The sequence below is a fragment of the Peptoniphilus duerdenii ATCC BAA-1640 genome, assembly GCF_000146345.1.
GTDB classification, from domain to species: domain Bacteria; phylum Bacillota; class Clostridia; order Tissierellales; family Peptoniphilaceae; genus Peptoniphilus_B; species Peptoniphilus_B duerdenii.
Genome location: NZ_GL397071.1, coordinates 1784042 through 1798644 on the forward strand (window position 1 = coordinate 1784042; position 14603 = coordinate 1798644).

A 14603-nucleotide genomic window follows, 5' to 3' on the forward strand; every position below is an offset into this window, starting at 1 on the left:
AATTATTATTTTTTCTTGCTGTCGAATTTTATTCCTATTCTTTCAAGAACTAGTTTATATCCGTCAGAACCATAGTTAAGTGATCTATTTATTCTAGATATTGTAGCTGTTGAAGCACCTGTTTCTTCTTCGATTTCATGGTAAGTTTTGTTTTGTACAAGTAATTTAACTACTTCAAGTCTTTGTGCAATTGCTTGAATTTCTTTAACTGTACAAATATCTTCGAAGAATCTGTAACATTCTTCCATATTTTTTAATTGAAGAACCGCTTCAAAAAATCCGTCTGTTTGTTCGTTCTTAATTTTAGAGCTATACATTTAAATCCTCCTTTTTGTAAGTTTTATACTAACAGTTTTACACGTTAAAGTCAATATGTAATACTATCTTTTCTTTCTAACATTTTAACATACAAAGCACTTTAATGTGTGAAAAATTTGTGAATTATACTATTAATATTTTACCGCATAAAAAAACTCCTTCCTTTTAGAAAAGAGTTTTAATATATCTTTTAAAATAATTAGTAAGCTACGAACTTTGAAGATTTTGTATGACAGATTGGGCAAGATTCTTCGTTTGCATCGAATGTGATATATCCACATACTGGGCAAAGTAGAATATTTTCTGCTTTTAAGTCATGTCCTGCATCTACGTCTTTCTTAGCTTCTAGATATCTTTCTTCGTGTACTTTTTCAGCTTCAACTGCAAATCTCATTGCACGTACAGCTTCTTTTTCTTCTTGGAATTCAGCAACTGCAATATATGCTGGATACATTTGAGTAAATTCAAATCTTTCTCCATCTGCTGCTGCTTGAAGATTTTCTGATGTAGTTCCAAGTCCAAATCCTGCTCCTGATGTAACTGAGAAATCACCCTTTACATCTTTTAGAGCTTTGAAGTGTAGTGTTGCGTGAACTGCTTCAGCTTCTGATGTAGCATCAAATAATCTCTTTACATTTGGGAATCCTTGTTTTTCAGCTTCGTTTCCCCAAATTCTATATCTCATATGTGCTTGAGATTCTCCACCAAATGCTGATCTTAAGTTTTCACTTGTCATTGCGTTCATAATAATACCTCCTAAAATTTTATACCTTTACTTGTATATAATACTATATTAGGAGGTTTTATTCAAGATTTTATAGTAAAAATGGGCTTATCAAATCATAAGCTTAATCCATATTTTCAATTTTTTTAGCTTCATAATATTGAGTTAGTGCATCTATTATTTCGTCTAAATCACCATTGTTTATGGCATCTATTCTATGGGAAGTAAGTCCGATTCTATGGTCTGTCACCCTACCTTGTGGATAGTTGTAGGTCCTTATTCTTTCTGATCTATCTCCACTACCAATTTGACTTCTCTTCTCTGCACTAAGTTCTTGAGCTTGCTTTTGAAGTTCCAAGTCATAGAGTTTTGTCTTTAGAATCTTCATAGCTTTCTCTTTATTTTTAAGCTGTGACTTTTCATCTTGGCAAGAAATTACAATTCCAGTTGGTAAGTGTGTGATTCTAACAGCTGAGTCAGTGGTGTTTACAGATTGTCCACCATTACCAGAAGATCTAAACACATCGACTCTAATATCAGATGGGTCTATTTCAATTTCTACATCTTCTGCTTCCGGTAGCACTGCAACCGTTGCGGTACTAGTATGGATTCTACCAGAACTTTCTGTTTCAGGAACCCTTTGAACTCTGTGCACTCCTGATTCATATTTTAATTTAGAGTAGGCCCCCTTACCTTCTATCATAAATACTACTTCTTTGTAACCGCCTATTCCAATTTCATTGGTGCTCATGATATCTGTTTTGAATCCGCATTTTTCTGCATACATTAGGTACTGTCTTAGAAGTACACCTGCAAATAGTGCAGCTTCATCTCCACCTGCTCCAGCTCTAATCTCAACTATTACGTTTTTGTTGTCATTAGGATCTTTTGGAACTAAAAGTCTCTTTAATTCTTCAGTTACTTTTTCTAATTCTTGTTCTATGTTTTTTATATCATCTTTTACCAGTTGAAGCATGTCGTCGTCAAGATCTTCTGTGAGAAGTTCTTTGTTTCCACTTAAATCTTCTTCTAGTTTTTTATATTCTCTATACTTGTGTACAATAGGCTCTAGTTCTGCGTGTTCTATTGCCGTTTTTTGGTATAGTGCAGAGTTATTTATAACATCTACATTCACTAAGTCTTTTTCAAGTTCTACATAGCGATCTTCAAACACTTGTATATTCTCAAACATTTTATCACCTCATTATTACTACTCTTGGAAGTCCATTTAAATCTTTTATGATTTCAGCCCCTAATTTTTCAAAGAACTCTCCTTGATCATGGCCTATTTCAAATATTAAATATCCGCCTTCATTCAAATAATCTCTATATTCTGAAATAATCTTTTTATAGAAATCAAGTCCATCTTCTCCACCATCAAGTGCAAGCCTTGGTTCATAGTCTGTAATCTCAACCTGTAAATTTAAAATCTCATGAGACTTTATATATGGAGGGTTTGAATAGATTATATCGTATTTTCCTTCTACATTTTCAAATAAATCCGAATATTTAACTTCTACATTTTTTAAGTTTAAGTTTTCTATATTTAGCTTAGTGCATTCTAGAGCATCTTCTGAAATATCTACTCCATAACATTTAGCGTCACTATTCTTAGCAACGCTACATATCACCGCGCCAGATCCTACTCCCAATTCCAAAAATTTATCCCCAGATTTTAGTCTCTTTAGAATGTTTTCTACAGATACTTCAGTATCTGGTCTTGGAATTAGTACCTTGCCCTTTAGAAGAATGTCTAGACCATAAAATTCACTATGACCTAGTATATACTGTAGTGGTTCTCCATGCTTTCTTCTATTTAAAATATCTATGATCTCTTCTTCTTTTTCTTTATTTAATTCTTGTTCTTCATTTAAAATTAGGTAGGTCATAGAAACATCGAGCACTTCCATTAAAATCCTTCTAGATTCTATAAATGGATCTGTAAACTCTATATTTTCTAAACCATCTACTAATATTTTCTGTATATCTTTTAATTTCATAATTTAAAAAAGGGAAGTTAAAAAACCTCCCCTTAAACTTATTTTCTTCCGAATTTCTTGTTGAATTTTTCAATACGTCCGCCATGGTCAGTAAACTTTTGTTTTCCAGTGTAGAATGGATGACACTCTGAGCAAACTTCAACCTTTAAATCTTCTTTAACAGAACCAGTTTTAAAGGTATTTCCACAAGCGCAGGTTACAGTTGCTTCTTTATATTCTGGATGAATTCCTTGTTTCATGTTTTCTACCTCCTATTCTCCATTAAAATATTATAACAAAATTTCTTTTGTTTAACAAGCTTTTTACTTGTAAGTAAATCATTAAAATAGCTGTATCACTGATACAGCTAAAAAAACTTATTTATTAACAGCTTCTTTAAGTGCTTTTCCTGATCTGAATACAGGTGCTTTTGAAGCAGGAATTTTAATAACTTCTTCAGGGTTTCTTGGGTTTCTTCCTTCTCTTGCTTTTCTTTCTCTAACTTCGAAAGTTCCAAATCCTACAAGTTGTACTTTTTCTCCGCTTGCAAGTGCGTCTTGAACAGTTGTAAGGAAACCGTTAAGAGCCATTTCTGCATCTTTTTTTGTTAAATTACTTTTTTCTGCAATATTTGCAATTAATTCTGCTTTATTCATTACATCCTCCTAATTAATGAAAATTTCAATTTTTTAAATTGATGATAATCATCTGTATATCTGTAATTATACAATAGTTTCTCTATTTTTCCAATAGTTTTATGCGAAAAACTATAATAAATGGCTATTTTTTTGAGATTTTATCAAATATCTCACTCATTTCCCAATAACCATACCTATTTCCCACCCGGATCTTGTTCCAAATGGTCATAAATTCATCGGAAATTTCTTCTAGACTTTCATCAACTTCTACTTCTTTTAAAATTTTTTCCAAATCTAGAATAGTTTTTATATCTGATTTTGGAATAAATAGACATGTTCTATGATTTACAAAGTGACCTCTGTCCAAATCTTCTATCTTTAACTTCTTTCCACTTTCACTTTCAAGTCCAGCGTCCACTACCAAGTAGACTTCATATTCATCTCCATAAATTGAAGAAAGCAAAAGTTTCATATCTGATAGAATTCTTTCGTTGTAGACCTGTGTTATTATTATATGTTTCTTTGGATCTATCATTAAATCGCTTATTTCAAGAGCATCTAAGAGAATAAATCCTTCTGAAATATCTTTTTTTACAATATTTAAGGTCGGTTCTATAAAACTAAGCCCACTTATTATCTTATACTCTACTCCAGATTCTATTAGCATTCTCACTGTTCTTTCTGCAACAAGTGGATGTCCTGGCACAGAATAATTAATATCCCCGGACTTTTCTTCTTCTAAAAGTGTACTTACTATTTTCTTATAAACTTCGTCAAAACTCTCTGCATCTTCGTAGTAGTCATCAAATGAAGCGTATGGGATATTTTCAATTTCAAAATATTTTATCGCTTCTGTTTCCTTTGTCCTTGTGAAGTTTCTGTTTCCATTTTTTAAAGTTCTACAAGCTTCTAATGTCAGTTCTTCGTAGGATCCTGCTCCTAAACCAATTATATTAATCATATTATTCTAAATACTTCCTCAACTGATTTCTTCTTAGCTGGTTCTCTGTCTTTTTCTGGGTAACCCATGGCAATTAAAAGTCTAATTGGAGATTTTGTTCCTATGATTTTTTGGATACTCTTCTCATCGAACATTCCTAGTATACAAGTTCCAAGTCCTTTCGACTTTGCGGCAAGACAGATATTTTGTGTCATTATTCCTATATCTATTGAGCGAAAATCTATATCTGTTATTTTATTTCCTGCTTTTGCAGTAAGATTATAGCTATCTTCTTCGATTATAAATATAACTTTTGCTTTCTCTGCAAATTTATTCATTGCCATCTTTCTTTGACTAGCTATGAGTTTTGCTTTTTCTTTTGTAGCTACGGTTATTTTATATGGCATTGAGTTACATGCAGATGGAGCGTTTATCGCCATATCTAAAATTTCTTTAAGTACACCGTCTTCTACTTCTCTAGTTTCATCAAACTGTCTAAGGGAGTACCTACTTTTTATTACTTCTTCAAAATTCATAATCAAACTCTCCACTTTCTCTAATCTTATTTAAAATATTTAAAACTGCTATCTTCACATGGTCATAGGTAAGTCCGCCTTGAAAGTACACGTAGTATGGCTCTCTCATCGGACCATCTGCACTTAATTCAATGGAGGAGCCTTCTATGAAGTCACCTGCCGCCATGATTACTTGATCTTCATACCCTGGCATATCCCAAGCAACTGGTGTGAACTGTGAATCAACAGGGCTTGAATCTTGGACAGCTTCACAAAAAATTTCAACGAGCCTTCTATCTTTAAGTTCTATTGCAGTTACTATGTCTGAACGTTTATCTGTTGATTTTGGAATAGAGTTAAAGCCCATCTTCTCAAAACATTTTGAAACTAAATTGGCACCTAGTAGCGCATCATATACTACCTTTGGAGCTATAAATAATCCTTGAAGGATCTGCCTTGTCATCCCAAAGGTTAGACCGCATTCTCTACCTATCCCAGGCGCTGTAAGTCGATTGGCACATCTTTCTACCAAGTCTTCTCTTCCAGCCACATATCCTCCAGAAAAAGCTAGCCCTCCACCAGGATTCTTAATTAAAGATCCTGCCATTAAATCTGCTCCAACTTCAAGAGGTTCTTTGTAATCTGTGAACTCTCCGTAACAGTTATCTATAAAGATTATTACGTCTTTATTTATCTTTCTTACTATATTTATTGCGTCTTCTATTTCATCGATAGTTAGTGCTCTTCTGTCAGAGTATCCAGTAGATCTTTGTATAGCTACAATCTTTGTGTTGTCTTGGAACTTTTCCTTGACGTTTTCGAAGCTTACCACTCCATTTTCAAGTTCAGCGTAGGAAAATTCGATTCCTATATCCTTCATAGATCCAGGTTCTTCTCCTGTAACTCCTATTACTTTTAGAAGTGTATCGTAAGGCTTTCCAGTGATGTATAGTAGATGATCTCCTGCTTTTAAATTTGATAGTAGGGCCAGTGAAATTGCATGGGTTCCACTTACAATATTTGGTCTTACCAATGTGGACTGTGCCTTAAATACATCTGTGTAGATGGCTTCAACCTTATCTCTTCCTATATCTCCATATCCATATCCTGTTGTCCAGTTGAAATCTGTAGCAGCAAGATTGTTATTTTGCATCGCTTTTAGTATTTTAAGTTGGTTATATTCTTTTATTTCTTTTAAGTATTCCATTTCCTTAAATACTTCGGATTCTCTAATCTGAACGAAGTCATAGATCTCTCTGCTGACTCCGTAACTTTCATTTATTAAATTAAAAAAACTTTCTTTCAATTTCTTCGAAAATTTCCTTTCTATCTTCATTTAATGGATCGAACCATCTGATTCTTTCGTCTCTTCTAAACCAGGTGAGCTGTCTCTTTGCATAGTTTCTCGAAAATTGTTTCATCTTATCTACCGCAAATTCAAGATCCACTTTTCCTTCAAGGTACATAAGCATCTCCCTATATCCGATTGCCTTCATGGATTGGAAGTGTTCATCAATTCCCTTCTCATAGAGACTTTTGACCTCATCTAAAAATCCTTCTTCCATCATCATGTCAACTCTTCTATTTATTCTGTCATAGAGAACTTCCCGGTCCGTATTAAGTCCTAACATATAGAGATTGTAATCAGTATTTTGTCTTCTAAAATCTTCTGTCTCTTTTTTTTCTCCAGAGTTTAGAATTTCCATAGCTCTTATGATTCTATGACGATTGTTTGGATGGATATTGTCTTCAAGTTTTGGGTCCAGCTCCACCATTTTCGCGTACAGACTTTCCAAACCATGCTCATCGATATAACTGTCCAAGTACTTTCTATATTCATCGTCTTTTTCAATCTTTTGCATGGAAAAATCATAGACAATTGAGTTTATATAGAGACCTGTACCTCCTACCATTATTGGAAGCTTGCCTTCTTTATTTATTTCGCTTATCTTTTTTTTTGCAAGAGTCCTAAACTCTTCCACAGAGAACTCGGCTTTTGGATCTAAAAAATCTATTAGATGGTGAGGTATCCCTTCCATCTCTTCTTCTGTTATTTTCCCAGTTCCTATGTCAAATCCTCTGTAGATTTGCATGGAGTCTGCACCAATTATTTCACCGTTATATTTTTTAGCTATTTCTATTGAAAGTGAAGTCTTTCCGATTCCTGTCGGTCCAAGAATAATCATTAAATTCTCTTTCATCTTAAAAACAGCCTTTCTAAATCATATTTTTTAAGTTCTAATATGGTAGGTCTGCCATGTGGACAAGTAAGCGGATTGTCACAGTTTGACAAAAGTTTTATGAGTTCTTTTATCTCTTCTATACTTAGACTATCTCCTGCCTTTACAGACGCCTTACATGCTTTGGTCATGATTTTGTAAGGATCTACTTTGTAGAGATTGTCATATGAATCGGATAGAAGCTCATGGATAAAACCAAGTCCTGAAGGTTTTCCAAAGATAATAGGAATCTCCCTTAGAAGAAATGATTTTTCTCCAAACTCTTCAAAATAAAATCCTAAATTCTTTAAATTTTCTGTATTTTCTAAAAGCACCTTTCTCTCCTCTGAAGTCACTTCAACTAAAAGTGGACTTAGAAGCACTTGTCTCTCGATGCTTTTTTCTTCAAATTCTCTCTTAAATTTTTCGTAGTTTATTCTCTCGTGGGCTGCGTGTTGGTCCACAATGTAGAATTTATCTTCGTAGGATTCAAAAATTAGGTATGTCTTAAAAAGGCTTCCCTTGTAGGTAGAATTTAAAAGATCTTTTAAAATTTGTGGTTTCTCTACTAGGTATTCATCTGATTTATCCGCCACATTGAAGGATATATTTTCATATTTAGTAATATTATTTGAAAGAGAGTCAGTGCATTTTTCTCTTTTCTCATCCTCAACTTCTAAAGAATCATATTCATGTGAAAAATCTATTCCGTCGATTACCTTTATAAATTCATTTGATGTATTGGTCTTCTCTGTCGGTCTGTTAAACCAAGTATCTTCTTCTGAATTTTCATTAGAATTATTATCAAAAGAATTATTATCGAAACTTCCAAACTCTTCGAAGATACTCTTTTCCTCTTTTTCTTCAAAATTTACTTTGAAGATGGATGTGTTCTTGTATAACTTTTCTCTTACAAGCATATCCAAGATTTCAATCAATCTATTTTCGTTGGAAAGTTTAATCTCATGTTTCTTTGGATGGATATTTACATCCACAAGTTTTGGATCTATCTCAATATATAGTAGGTACACTGGAAATCTATTTAGTGGAATTAGAGATTTGTAGCTCTTTTCAATTGCCCTAGCGATTTCCAAGTTTTTTACAAACCTTCCATTTACAAATAGGTACTCGTGATTTCTCGTAGATCTGTAGAGCATATTGTTTGAGATGAAACCTTTAATCTTGTATCCTTCTTCCTCATGTTCTATTTCTACTAAGTTTCTCGTGATATCCGAACCGAGAACTGAATGGATATGATTTTTTAAATTTTCATTGGCAATGCTTGATACTACGACCTTTCCGTCTCTTACAAGGGTAAATGATATCTCTGATCTAGACAGAGATAGTTTCTCAACTACATCAAAGATATATGAAAACTCCAAATTCTCACTCTTTAAATATTTTTTTCTAACCGGAGTGTTGTAAAATACATCTCTAATTATAAATGTAGTCCCTTCGTTAGATGCGATATTTTTTTCACTTTTTATCTCTCCATTTTCAACTTCAACCACCGTCGCAGTTAAATCCGATTTTGTCTTAGTAATACAGGTGAGTTTTGAAACGTTTGAAATAGAAGCCAGTGCCTCTCCCCTAAATCCTAATGAGTGAATGTTAAATAGATCATCAGAAGTTTTAAGTTTTGATGTGGCATGACGAAGAAAGGCATACTTCAAATCATCTTTTTCAATTCCAGAACCATCGTCTGAAACTCTAAGATAGTTTGCAGCACCATCCTTAACTTCTACGGTTATATTCTTCGCCCCCGCATCTATGGAATTTTCAAGCAGTTCCTTTACAATTGACGCTGGATTTTCGATTATTTCTCCTGCAGCAATCTTGGAAACCGTGTATTCATCTAAAATATTAATCATTTAATTCACCGGATTTTTTCTTTATTTCATAAACCAAATCGAGAGCTTCCCTAGGAGTTAGAGAATCTGGATCCAGTTTCTTTAAGTCGTCTATAAAATTATCCCTTTTAACGTCGAATAGAGATTTTTCAAAAACAACATCTTTTTTCACTTTTACATTTAGATCTTTTGTCTTTTCTAGTGATTTTAGGATTTCTTCTGCCCTTTTTGTAACTTTTTCATCTATTCCCGCAAGCTTTGCAACGTCAATCCCGTAGGAATTATCGGTCCAACCTTCCACAATCTTTCTTAAAAAGATTATTTCTTCACCGTCTTTTTTAACTTTTATATTTAAATTTGAAACATTTTTATAGGTTTCTTCTATCTTTGATAGCTCGTGGTAATGGGTCGCAAACACAGTCTTAGCTCCGATATTTTCGCTTATATATTCAACTATTGACCAGGCGATGCTCATGCCGTCAAAGGTAGATGTACCTCTTCCCACTTCGTCCAAGATTATTAGAGATTTGTCCGTTGCGTTCTTTAAAATATTTGCAACTTCCTTCATCTCAACCATAAATGTGGATTCACCTTTAGAAAGATTGTCCGATGCTCCAATTCTTGTAAATATTCTGTCTACGATTCCGATATTACATGATTTCGCCGGAACGAAGCTTCCTATCTGTGCCATTATTACTATAAGGGCAATCTGTCTCATATAGGTGGACTTTCCCGCCATATTCGGTCCAGTTATGATGTGTATGAGATTCTTATCCATATCTAGAATAGTGTCGTTTGGAATAAATGAATCGTCTCTATTTTTAAATTCTACGATTGGATGCCTTCCATCTTTTATTATGATAGTATTATCTTCATTTAGTTCTGGTCTTATAAATCTATTTTCAATGGCAGATTTTGCAAGCCCTTGTAGCACATCTATTCTAGAAACTATTTCAGAAACTTCTAGAAGTAGGCTTGTGTATTTTTTAAAGTTTTCTATTAAGTTGTCATAGAGTTTAAGCTGAAGACTATTAGCTTCATCGTGGGCGTTTAGAATCTTTGATTCCATCTCTTTTAGCTCAATGGTGAAAAATCTCTCTGAGCCAACCAGTGTTTGTTTTCTAATATATCTTTCTGGAACCATATCTAAAGCAGATTTCGTAACTTCTATGAAGTATCCTAGAATTTTATTGTACTTTATCTTTAGATTTTTTATTCCAGTTTCTTCTTTTTCTTTCGCTTCCAAATCTATGAGGAACTTCTTGCCATCTTTCGAAAGTCTAAATAGTTCGTCTAACTCTTCATTGTAACCATCTTTTATAAATTTAACGTCCACAGTCTTAACTGGAGCGTCTTCAACTATCATGGAGTCAATCTCTTCTATGATATTGTAAAGAGGTTTTAATTCATAAGAAATTTCGTTTAGATTTTTGAAATTACTTCCTTCTAAATAGGACTTAAGCTCCATGACAGATGCTAAACTGCCTTTGAGGGCATTAAATTCATTTGGATTTATTTCGTTGTCAGAAATCTTAACCATCTGTCTTTCCATGTCTATAATTGACGAAAGTATACTTCTCACATCATCAAGAAGTATAAAATCAGATTTAAATTCCTCAACATAGTCCTGTCTCTTCTTTATTTCATCTACATTTAAAAGCGGTTCTTCTATCCATCTTCTTAGAAGTCTTTGACCCATGGAAGTCTTGGTATAATCTAGTACTTCTAAAAGTGATCCTGATTTTCTATTTGAGTTAAGTCCCTTTAGAATCTCTAAGTTTCTCATGGAATTTTCATCGAGAATCATCTTCTGTTCTAGATTTATATCTGCGATTTTAACTATGTGATTTAGTTTAGTCTTAGACACATTTGAAAGATAGTTAAGCAGAATTTCTAGAGAAATATTTTCCCTGTACTTGCTATTTAAAAGTTCATCTTTAAGTTCACTTGAAAGATGCTTTAAATATTCTTTATTCTTGATCTCTTCGATATTTTTTTCATTTATATAATTTTTTAAGACAGATTTATCGAAATATCTTTCCGCATCAGAATTTATAACCACTTCTTTAGGAGAAATTTTAGACACTATAAGGTCGATGTACTCATCTCTTGATCCTTCATTTAAAAATACTTTGCTGGTGCTTAAAAGCATCCCAGTAGAATAGTCCACATATGTTATTGAAACAGAATTATCCCTAACATAGAGACTCGTCATAAAGTTGTTTGAGCCTGCTTCAATATAGTCTGTGTCAGTGAATGTTCCAGGGGTGACAACTTTTGTAACTTCCCTCTTTACTATTCCCTTTGCAAGTTTTGGATCTTCTACCTGGTCACAGATTGCAACCTTGTATCCCTTGTCGATTAATTTTGAAAGATAATTTTTAAATACATGGTGAGGGATTCCACACATTGGAATCTTGTCATCCAAACCTCCACCCCTTCCAGTTAAGGCAAGGTCTAATTCCTTTGAAGCTGTGATTGCATCGTCAAAAAACATCTCATAAAAATCGCCGAGTCTATAGAATAGAATGGCGTCTTCATAATTTTTTTTAGTTTCTAGATACTGCCTCATCATAGGAGTTACTTTTTCTAAATCAACGTTTCTCAACTAAATCACCTTTCAAAGAAAATGTGTTTGCATCAGTTATATTTACATCTACGATTTTACCTATTAAATCTTTTGGTCCATCGAAGTTTACAAGTTTAAATTCATCTGTTCTTCCACTTAATTTATTTTCATCGGATTTTGAAGTAGATTCTACTAGAACCTTCCTTACTTTTCCAATTTCATTTTCATTCTTCTTAAGTTGTATAGGATATATTAAATCCAAAAGTCTATTGAACCTATCGTGCTTAATTTCTTCTGGCACCTGATCCATTTCATATGCCTTGGTACCTTCTCTCATGGAGTAAATAAATGTAAATGATGTGTCATATTCAACATACTTACATAGATCCAAAGTGTCTTTAAAATCTTCTTCCGTCTCCGTTGGGAATCCAACCATAAGGTCTGTAGAAAGTGCAATTTCAGGAACTATCTCCTTTACCATATCAATCTTTCTAATATATTCTTCCTTTGTATAATGTCTATTCATATCACGAAGAACTTTTGAAGATCCAGCTTGCACAGGAAGATGTAAGAAGTTTTTAAGTTTATCTAAGTCTCTATATGCATATGCAAGTTCTTTGGAAAAATCTCGTGGATGGGAGGTCATAAATCTTATTCTCTCTATTCCATCTATTTCATTTACCATTTTCAAAAGATCCACGAAGCTTACATTGTTTGAAAGACTCTTTCCATAGGAGTTTACATTCTGCCCAAGAAGTGTTACTTCCTTAACGCCGTGGGATGCAAGACCCTTAATTTCATTTACTATATCCATTGGTCGTCTACTCTTTTCACGGCCTCTAGTGTAAGGCACTATGCAGTAGGTGCAGAAATTGTTGCATCCATACATAATATTTACAAAAGATTTGAAAGAGTACATCCTGTTTGCACCGAGCAAATTGTCTTCGTTGGAATAATTCTCTTCAATATCAACAGCTCTAACTCCATTTTCAAGTCTTTCCAATAGAAGTTTTGGAAATTTATAAATATTATTCGTTCCAAAAATCATATCTACATTTGGAAATTTTTCAAGGACAATGTCTCTGGATTCTTTTCTCTGCATCATGCAGCCGCAAACTGCCACAAGAAGATTTTCATTTTCTCTCTTCTTGCCCTTTAGTTCGCCGAGCCTTCCATATACTTTATCCTCTGCGTTTTTTCTGATGGAACAGGTATTTATAATGTATAAATCTGAATTTCTATCAGACATATAAAAATCCATCTGTCTTAGGAGCCAATCTATTTTTTCAGAGTCGTGCTCATTCATTTGGCAACCAAAAGTTTCTATATAAGCGGTCCTTTTGCGACCATTTTTTTCAAAAAATTCTCTATTTAATTGTTTTATTTCATTGACTACATTCCAAAAATCGTAATCATATTCTGTTAAATCTAAATTTATATTTTTATCCATAATCATCCTCAATTCTAATACATATCTATTTTACACAAGGTTAAGAAAATAGTAAAGTAATTGACTTTTCGCCGATTTAACCTTTTAGAAAAAACTATATTTGTTGTATAATTGATTTAGGAGGAGCTTATGAAAAATATAGAGACAAAAGAAGATTTAAAAAAAGCAACAGACCTTGCCCTTACGGTTTCTATGATTATGGTCAAAAACGGAGCAGAAATCTTTAGAGCTGAAGATGCTTCAGAAAAAGTACTTCGTGCAATTCCAGAGATCACTCAAGCTGACTCTTACTGCTACCCTACAGGTGTCTTTGTAAGTTGCGAATACAGAGGCAAGGACTACACCATGTTTAGAAAAATATCTCTTGAGACTTATAATATGAAGCCTGTTGAGGATTGCAACACTCTATTAAGGGATTTTGTAAATACTGATTTATCTTTAGATGAAGCGCTTAACCGTGCTCAAGAAATCCTAAATAGAAAGCCTGCTTCAAGAAAACAGATAACCATATCTGCAGCTTTTGCCTGTGCATTTTTCGCTCTTCTATTCGGTGGAGGAATTAGAGATTTTATGGCAGCAGCCATTGCTGGATTTACAGTCTCAAATGTAATCTATAGTTTGTCTCAGTATTCACTTACGTTTTTTATAGAGAACTTCATTGGTGCATTCTTATCAGCTCTAATCGCTGTATTTTTAAATAAGATTGGTTTTGGAAATAATGTAGACTACACAGTTATAGGAGCTATTATGATCCTGGTGCCAGGATTTCCTATTACAAACGCTGCTCGGGACATATTTTCAAACCAATATATGAGTGGTATTATCGGTGTTACTAAGGCTCTATTCCAAGCATTTTCAATTGCTGCTGGAGTAGGTATTGTTTTAAAGGTGGTGGGACTATGAAACTATTAATAGAATTTTTCATAAGCATGTTCGCAGTCTTTGCTTTTACATACTTTTTTAATACTCCTAGAGATACAATGGTTCTTGGTGGAATCATCGGAGGATTATCATGGGTGATTTTTAAACTAGTTCTACCTTATAATGACTCTTATCTCTTCGCAGGATTTTTAGCGTCTATGTTTATAGGGATTAGCTCAGAAATTGCAGCTATTGTTTTTAAACACGCTGCGACTATGTATATTTTGCCTGCACTTCTACCACTTGTGCCAGGAGCAGGGATCTTCTATTCTATGTACTACGCAATTAATGGTGATACTGTCAATATGAAGATAGCTACTATGCAAACCATCTATCTAATTATTTCACTTGCAATTGGAATCGTCGCAAGTTCAACATTCGCAAGACTATATAAGTTTCACTCTAAAAATAGAAAATTAAAAAAGAAAATTAATTTAAAAATAAATTAAAAAAAAAGATTATAAAAGGCGGTTTTAGATA

The 14603-nt window shown here is 33.5% G+C and carries 15 protein-coding genes; 2 read left to right on the top strand and 13 right to left on the bottom strand.

All coding sequences use genetic code 11. The features are described 5' to 3' along the window. Window positions 1-5 precede the first annotated feature (5 nt). The 13 genes from HMPREF9225_RS08155 to miaB form a co-directional block, all read right to left on the bottom strand. Window positions 6-317: a YerC/YecD family TrpR-related protein gene (locus HMPREF9225_RS08155; RefSeq protein WP_008902468.1), complete on the bottom strand. Its 312-nt coding sequence runs from the start codon at window positions 315-317 to the stop codon at window positions 6-8. Between the two features lie 200 nt (window positions 318-517). Then, the gene (locus HMPREF9225_RS08160) at window positions 518-1063 is read right to left on the bottom strand and encodes a rubrerythrin family protein (RefSeq protein ID WP_008902469.1); all 546 of its coding nucleotides are present in this window, start codon (window positions 1061-1063) and stop codon (window positions 518-520) included. A gap of 103 nt (window positions 1064-1166) precedes the next feature. Then, complete coding sequence (gene prfA / locus HMPREF9225_RS08165; RefSeq protein WP_008902470.1) at window positions 1167-2234, bottom strand: peptide chain release factor 1; 1068 nt, start codon at window positions 2232-2234, stop codon at window positions 1167-1169. A 4-nt stretch (window positions 2235-2238) separates the two neighbouring features. After that, window positions 2239-3042, bottom strand: a complete 804-nt coding sequence (prmC, locus tag HMPREF9225_RS08170; protein WP_008902471.1) for a peptide chain release factor N(5)-glutamine methyltransferase — start codon at window positions 3040-3042, stop codon at window positions 2239-2241. Window positions 3043-3080: 38 nt separating this feature from the next. After that, a complete protein-coding gene (rpmE, locus tag HMPREF9225_RS08175; protein ID WP_008902472.1) occupies window positions 3081-3281 on the bottom strand; it encodes a 50S ribosomal protein L31 in 201 nt (66 codons plus the stop codon). 117 nt (window positions 3282-3398) lie between these two features. After that, window positions 3399-3677 (bottom strand): HU family DNA-binding protein, encoded by a 279-nt coding sequence (locus tag HMPREF9225_RS08180; protein WP_008902473.1) that lies wholly within the window; start codon window positions 3675-3677, stop codon window positions 3399-3401. A gap of 124 nt (window positions 3678-3801) precedes the next feature. Further along, window positions 3802-4620, bottom strand: a complete 819-nt coding sequence (locus HMPREF9225_RS08185) for an SAM-dependent methyltransferase (protein WP_008902474.1) — start codon at window positions 4618-4620, stop codon at window positions 3802-3804. Further along, window positions 4617-5135, bottom strand: a complete 519-nt coding sequence (locus HMPREF9225_RS08190; RefSeq protein ID WP_008902475.1) for a nitroreductase family protein — start codon at window positions 5133-5135, stop codon at window positions 4617-4619. The genes HMPREF9225_RS08185 and HMPREF9225_RS08190 overlap by 4 nt, the downstream gene beginning before the upstream one ends. After that, window positions 5125-6450, bottom strand: a complete 1326-nt coding sequence (locus HMPREF9225_RS08195; RefSeq protein WP_008902476.1) for a methionine gamma-lyase family protein — start codon at window positions 6448-6450, stop codon at window positions 5125-5127. The genes HMPREF9225_RS08190 and HMPREF9225_RS08195 overlap by 11 nt, the downstream gene beginning before the upstream one ends. Next, a complete protein-coding gene (gene miaA, locus HMPREF9225_RS08200) occupies window positions 6401-7315 on the bottom strand; it encodes a tRNA (adenosine(37)-N6)-dimethylallyltransferase MiaA (RefSeq protein ID WP_008902477.1) in 915 nt (304 codons plus the stop codon). Before miaA ends, HMPREF9225_RS08195 begins: the two co-directional genes overlap by 50 nt. Continuing rightward, entirely contained in the window at window positions 7312-9204 is a 1893-nt protein-coding gene (mutL, locus tag HMPREF9225_RS08205) for a DNA mismatch repair endonuclease MutL (RefSeq protein WP_008902478.1), read from the bottom strand. Before mutL ends, miaA begins: the two co-directional genes overlap by 4 nt. Further along, window positions 9197-11791, bottom strand: coding sequence for a DNA mismatch repair protein MutS (gene mutS, locus HMPREF9225_RS08210; RefSeq protein ID WP_008902479.1), 2595 nt, complete (start codon window positions 11789-11791; stop codon window positions 9197-9199). Before mutS ends, mutL begins: the two co-directional genes overlap by 8 nt. Next, entirely contained in the window at window positions 11778-13208 is a 1431-nt protein-coding gene (gene miaB, locus HMPREF9225_RS08215; protein WP_008902480.1) for a tRNA (N6-isopentenyl adenosine(37)-C2)-methylthiotransferase MiaB, read from the bottom strand. Before miaB ends, mutS begins: the two co-directional genes overlap by 14 nt. 123 nt (window positions 13209-13331) lie before the next feature. On the opposite strand from miaB, the gene HMPREF9225_RS08220 reads away from it, so the two are divergent. Both HMPREF9225_RS08220 and HMPREF9225_RS08225 read left to right on the top strand, forming a co-directional pair. After that, window positions 13332-14105, top strand: coding sequence for a threonine/serine exporter family protein (locus HMPREF9225_RS08220; protein WP_008902481.1), 774 nt, complete (start codon window positions 13332-13334; stop codon window positions 14103-14105). After that, window positions 14102-14572: a threonine/serine exporter family protein gene (locus HMPREF9225_RS08225; protein WP_008902482.1), complete on the top strand. Its 471-nt coding sequence runs from the start codon at window positions 14102-14104 to the stop codon at window positions 14570-14572. The genes HMPREF9225_RS08220 and HMPREF9225_RS08225 overlap by 4 nt, the downstream gene beginning before the upstream one ends. The last annotated feature ends 31 nt before the right edge of the window (window positions 14573-14603 follow it).

Excerpts from the sequence above, each read along its gene's own strand:
- HMPREF9225_RS08155 (WP_008902468.1), bottom strand. The coding sequence starts at position 317 with ATGTATAGCTCTAAAATTAAGAACGAACAAACAGACGGATTTTTTGAA.
- HMPREF9225_RS08160 (WP_008902469.1), bottom strand. The coding sequence starts at position 1,063 with ATGAACGCAATGACAAGTGAAAACTTAAGATCAGCATTTGGTGGAGAA.
- prfA (WP_008902470.1), bottom strand. The coding sequence starts at position 2,234 with ATGTTTGAGAATATACAAGTGTTTGAAGATCGCTATGTAGAACTTGAA.
- prmC (WP_008902471.1), bottom strand. The coding sequence starts at position 3,042 with ATGAAATTAAAAGATATACAGAAAATATTAGTAGATGGTTTAGAAAAT.
- rpmE (WP_008902472.1), bottom strand. The coding sequence starts at position 3,281 with ATGAAACAAGGAATTCATCCAGAATATAAAGAAGCAACTGTAACCTGC.
- HMPREF9225_RS08180 (WP_008902473.1), bottom strand. The coding sequence starts at position 3,677 with ATGAATAAAGCAGAATTAATTGCAAATATTGCAGAAAAAAGTAATTTA.
- HMPREF9225_RS08185 (WP_008902474.1), bottom strand. The coding sequence starts at position 4,620 with ATGATTAATATAATTGGTTTAGGAGCAGGATCCTACGAAGAACTGACA.
- HMPREF9225_RS08190 (WP_008902475.1), bottom strand. The coding sequence starts at position 5,135 with ATGAATTTTGAAGAAGTAATAAAAAGTAGGTACTCCCTTAGACAGTTT.
- HMPREF9225_RS08195 (WP_008902476.1), bottom strand. The coding sequence starts at position 6,450 with ATGAAGATAGAAAGGAAATTTTCGAAGAAATTGAAAGAAAGTTTTTTT.
- miaA (WP_008902477.1), bottom strand. The coding sequence starts at position 7,315 with ATGAAAGAGAATTTAATGATTATTCTTGGACCGACAGGAATCGGAAAG.
- mutL (WP_008902478.1), bottom strand. The coding sequence starts at position 9,204 with ATGATTAATATTTTAGATGAATACACGGTTTCCAAGATTGCTGCAGGA.
- miaB (WP_008902480.1), bottom strand. The coding sequence starts at position 13,208 with ATGATTATGGATAAAAATATAAATTTAGATTTAACAGAATATGATTAC.
- HMPREF9225_RS08220 (WP_008902481.1), top strand. The coding sequence starts at position 13,332 with ATGAAAAATATAGAGACAAAAGAAGATTTAAAAAAAGCAACAGACCTT.
- HMPREF9225_RS08225 (WP_008902482.1), top strand. The coding sequence starts at position 14,102 with ATGAAACTATTAATAGAATTTTTCATAAGCATGTTCGCAGTCTTTGCT.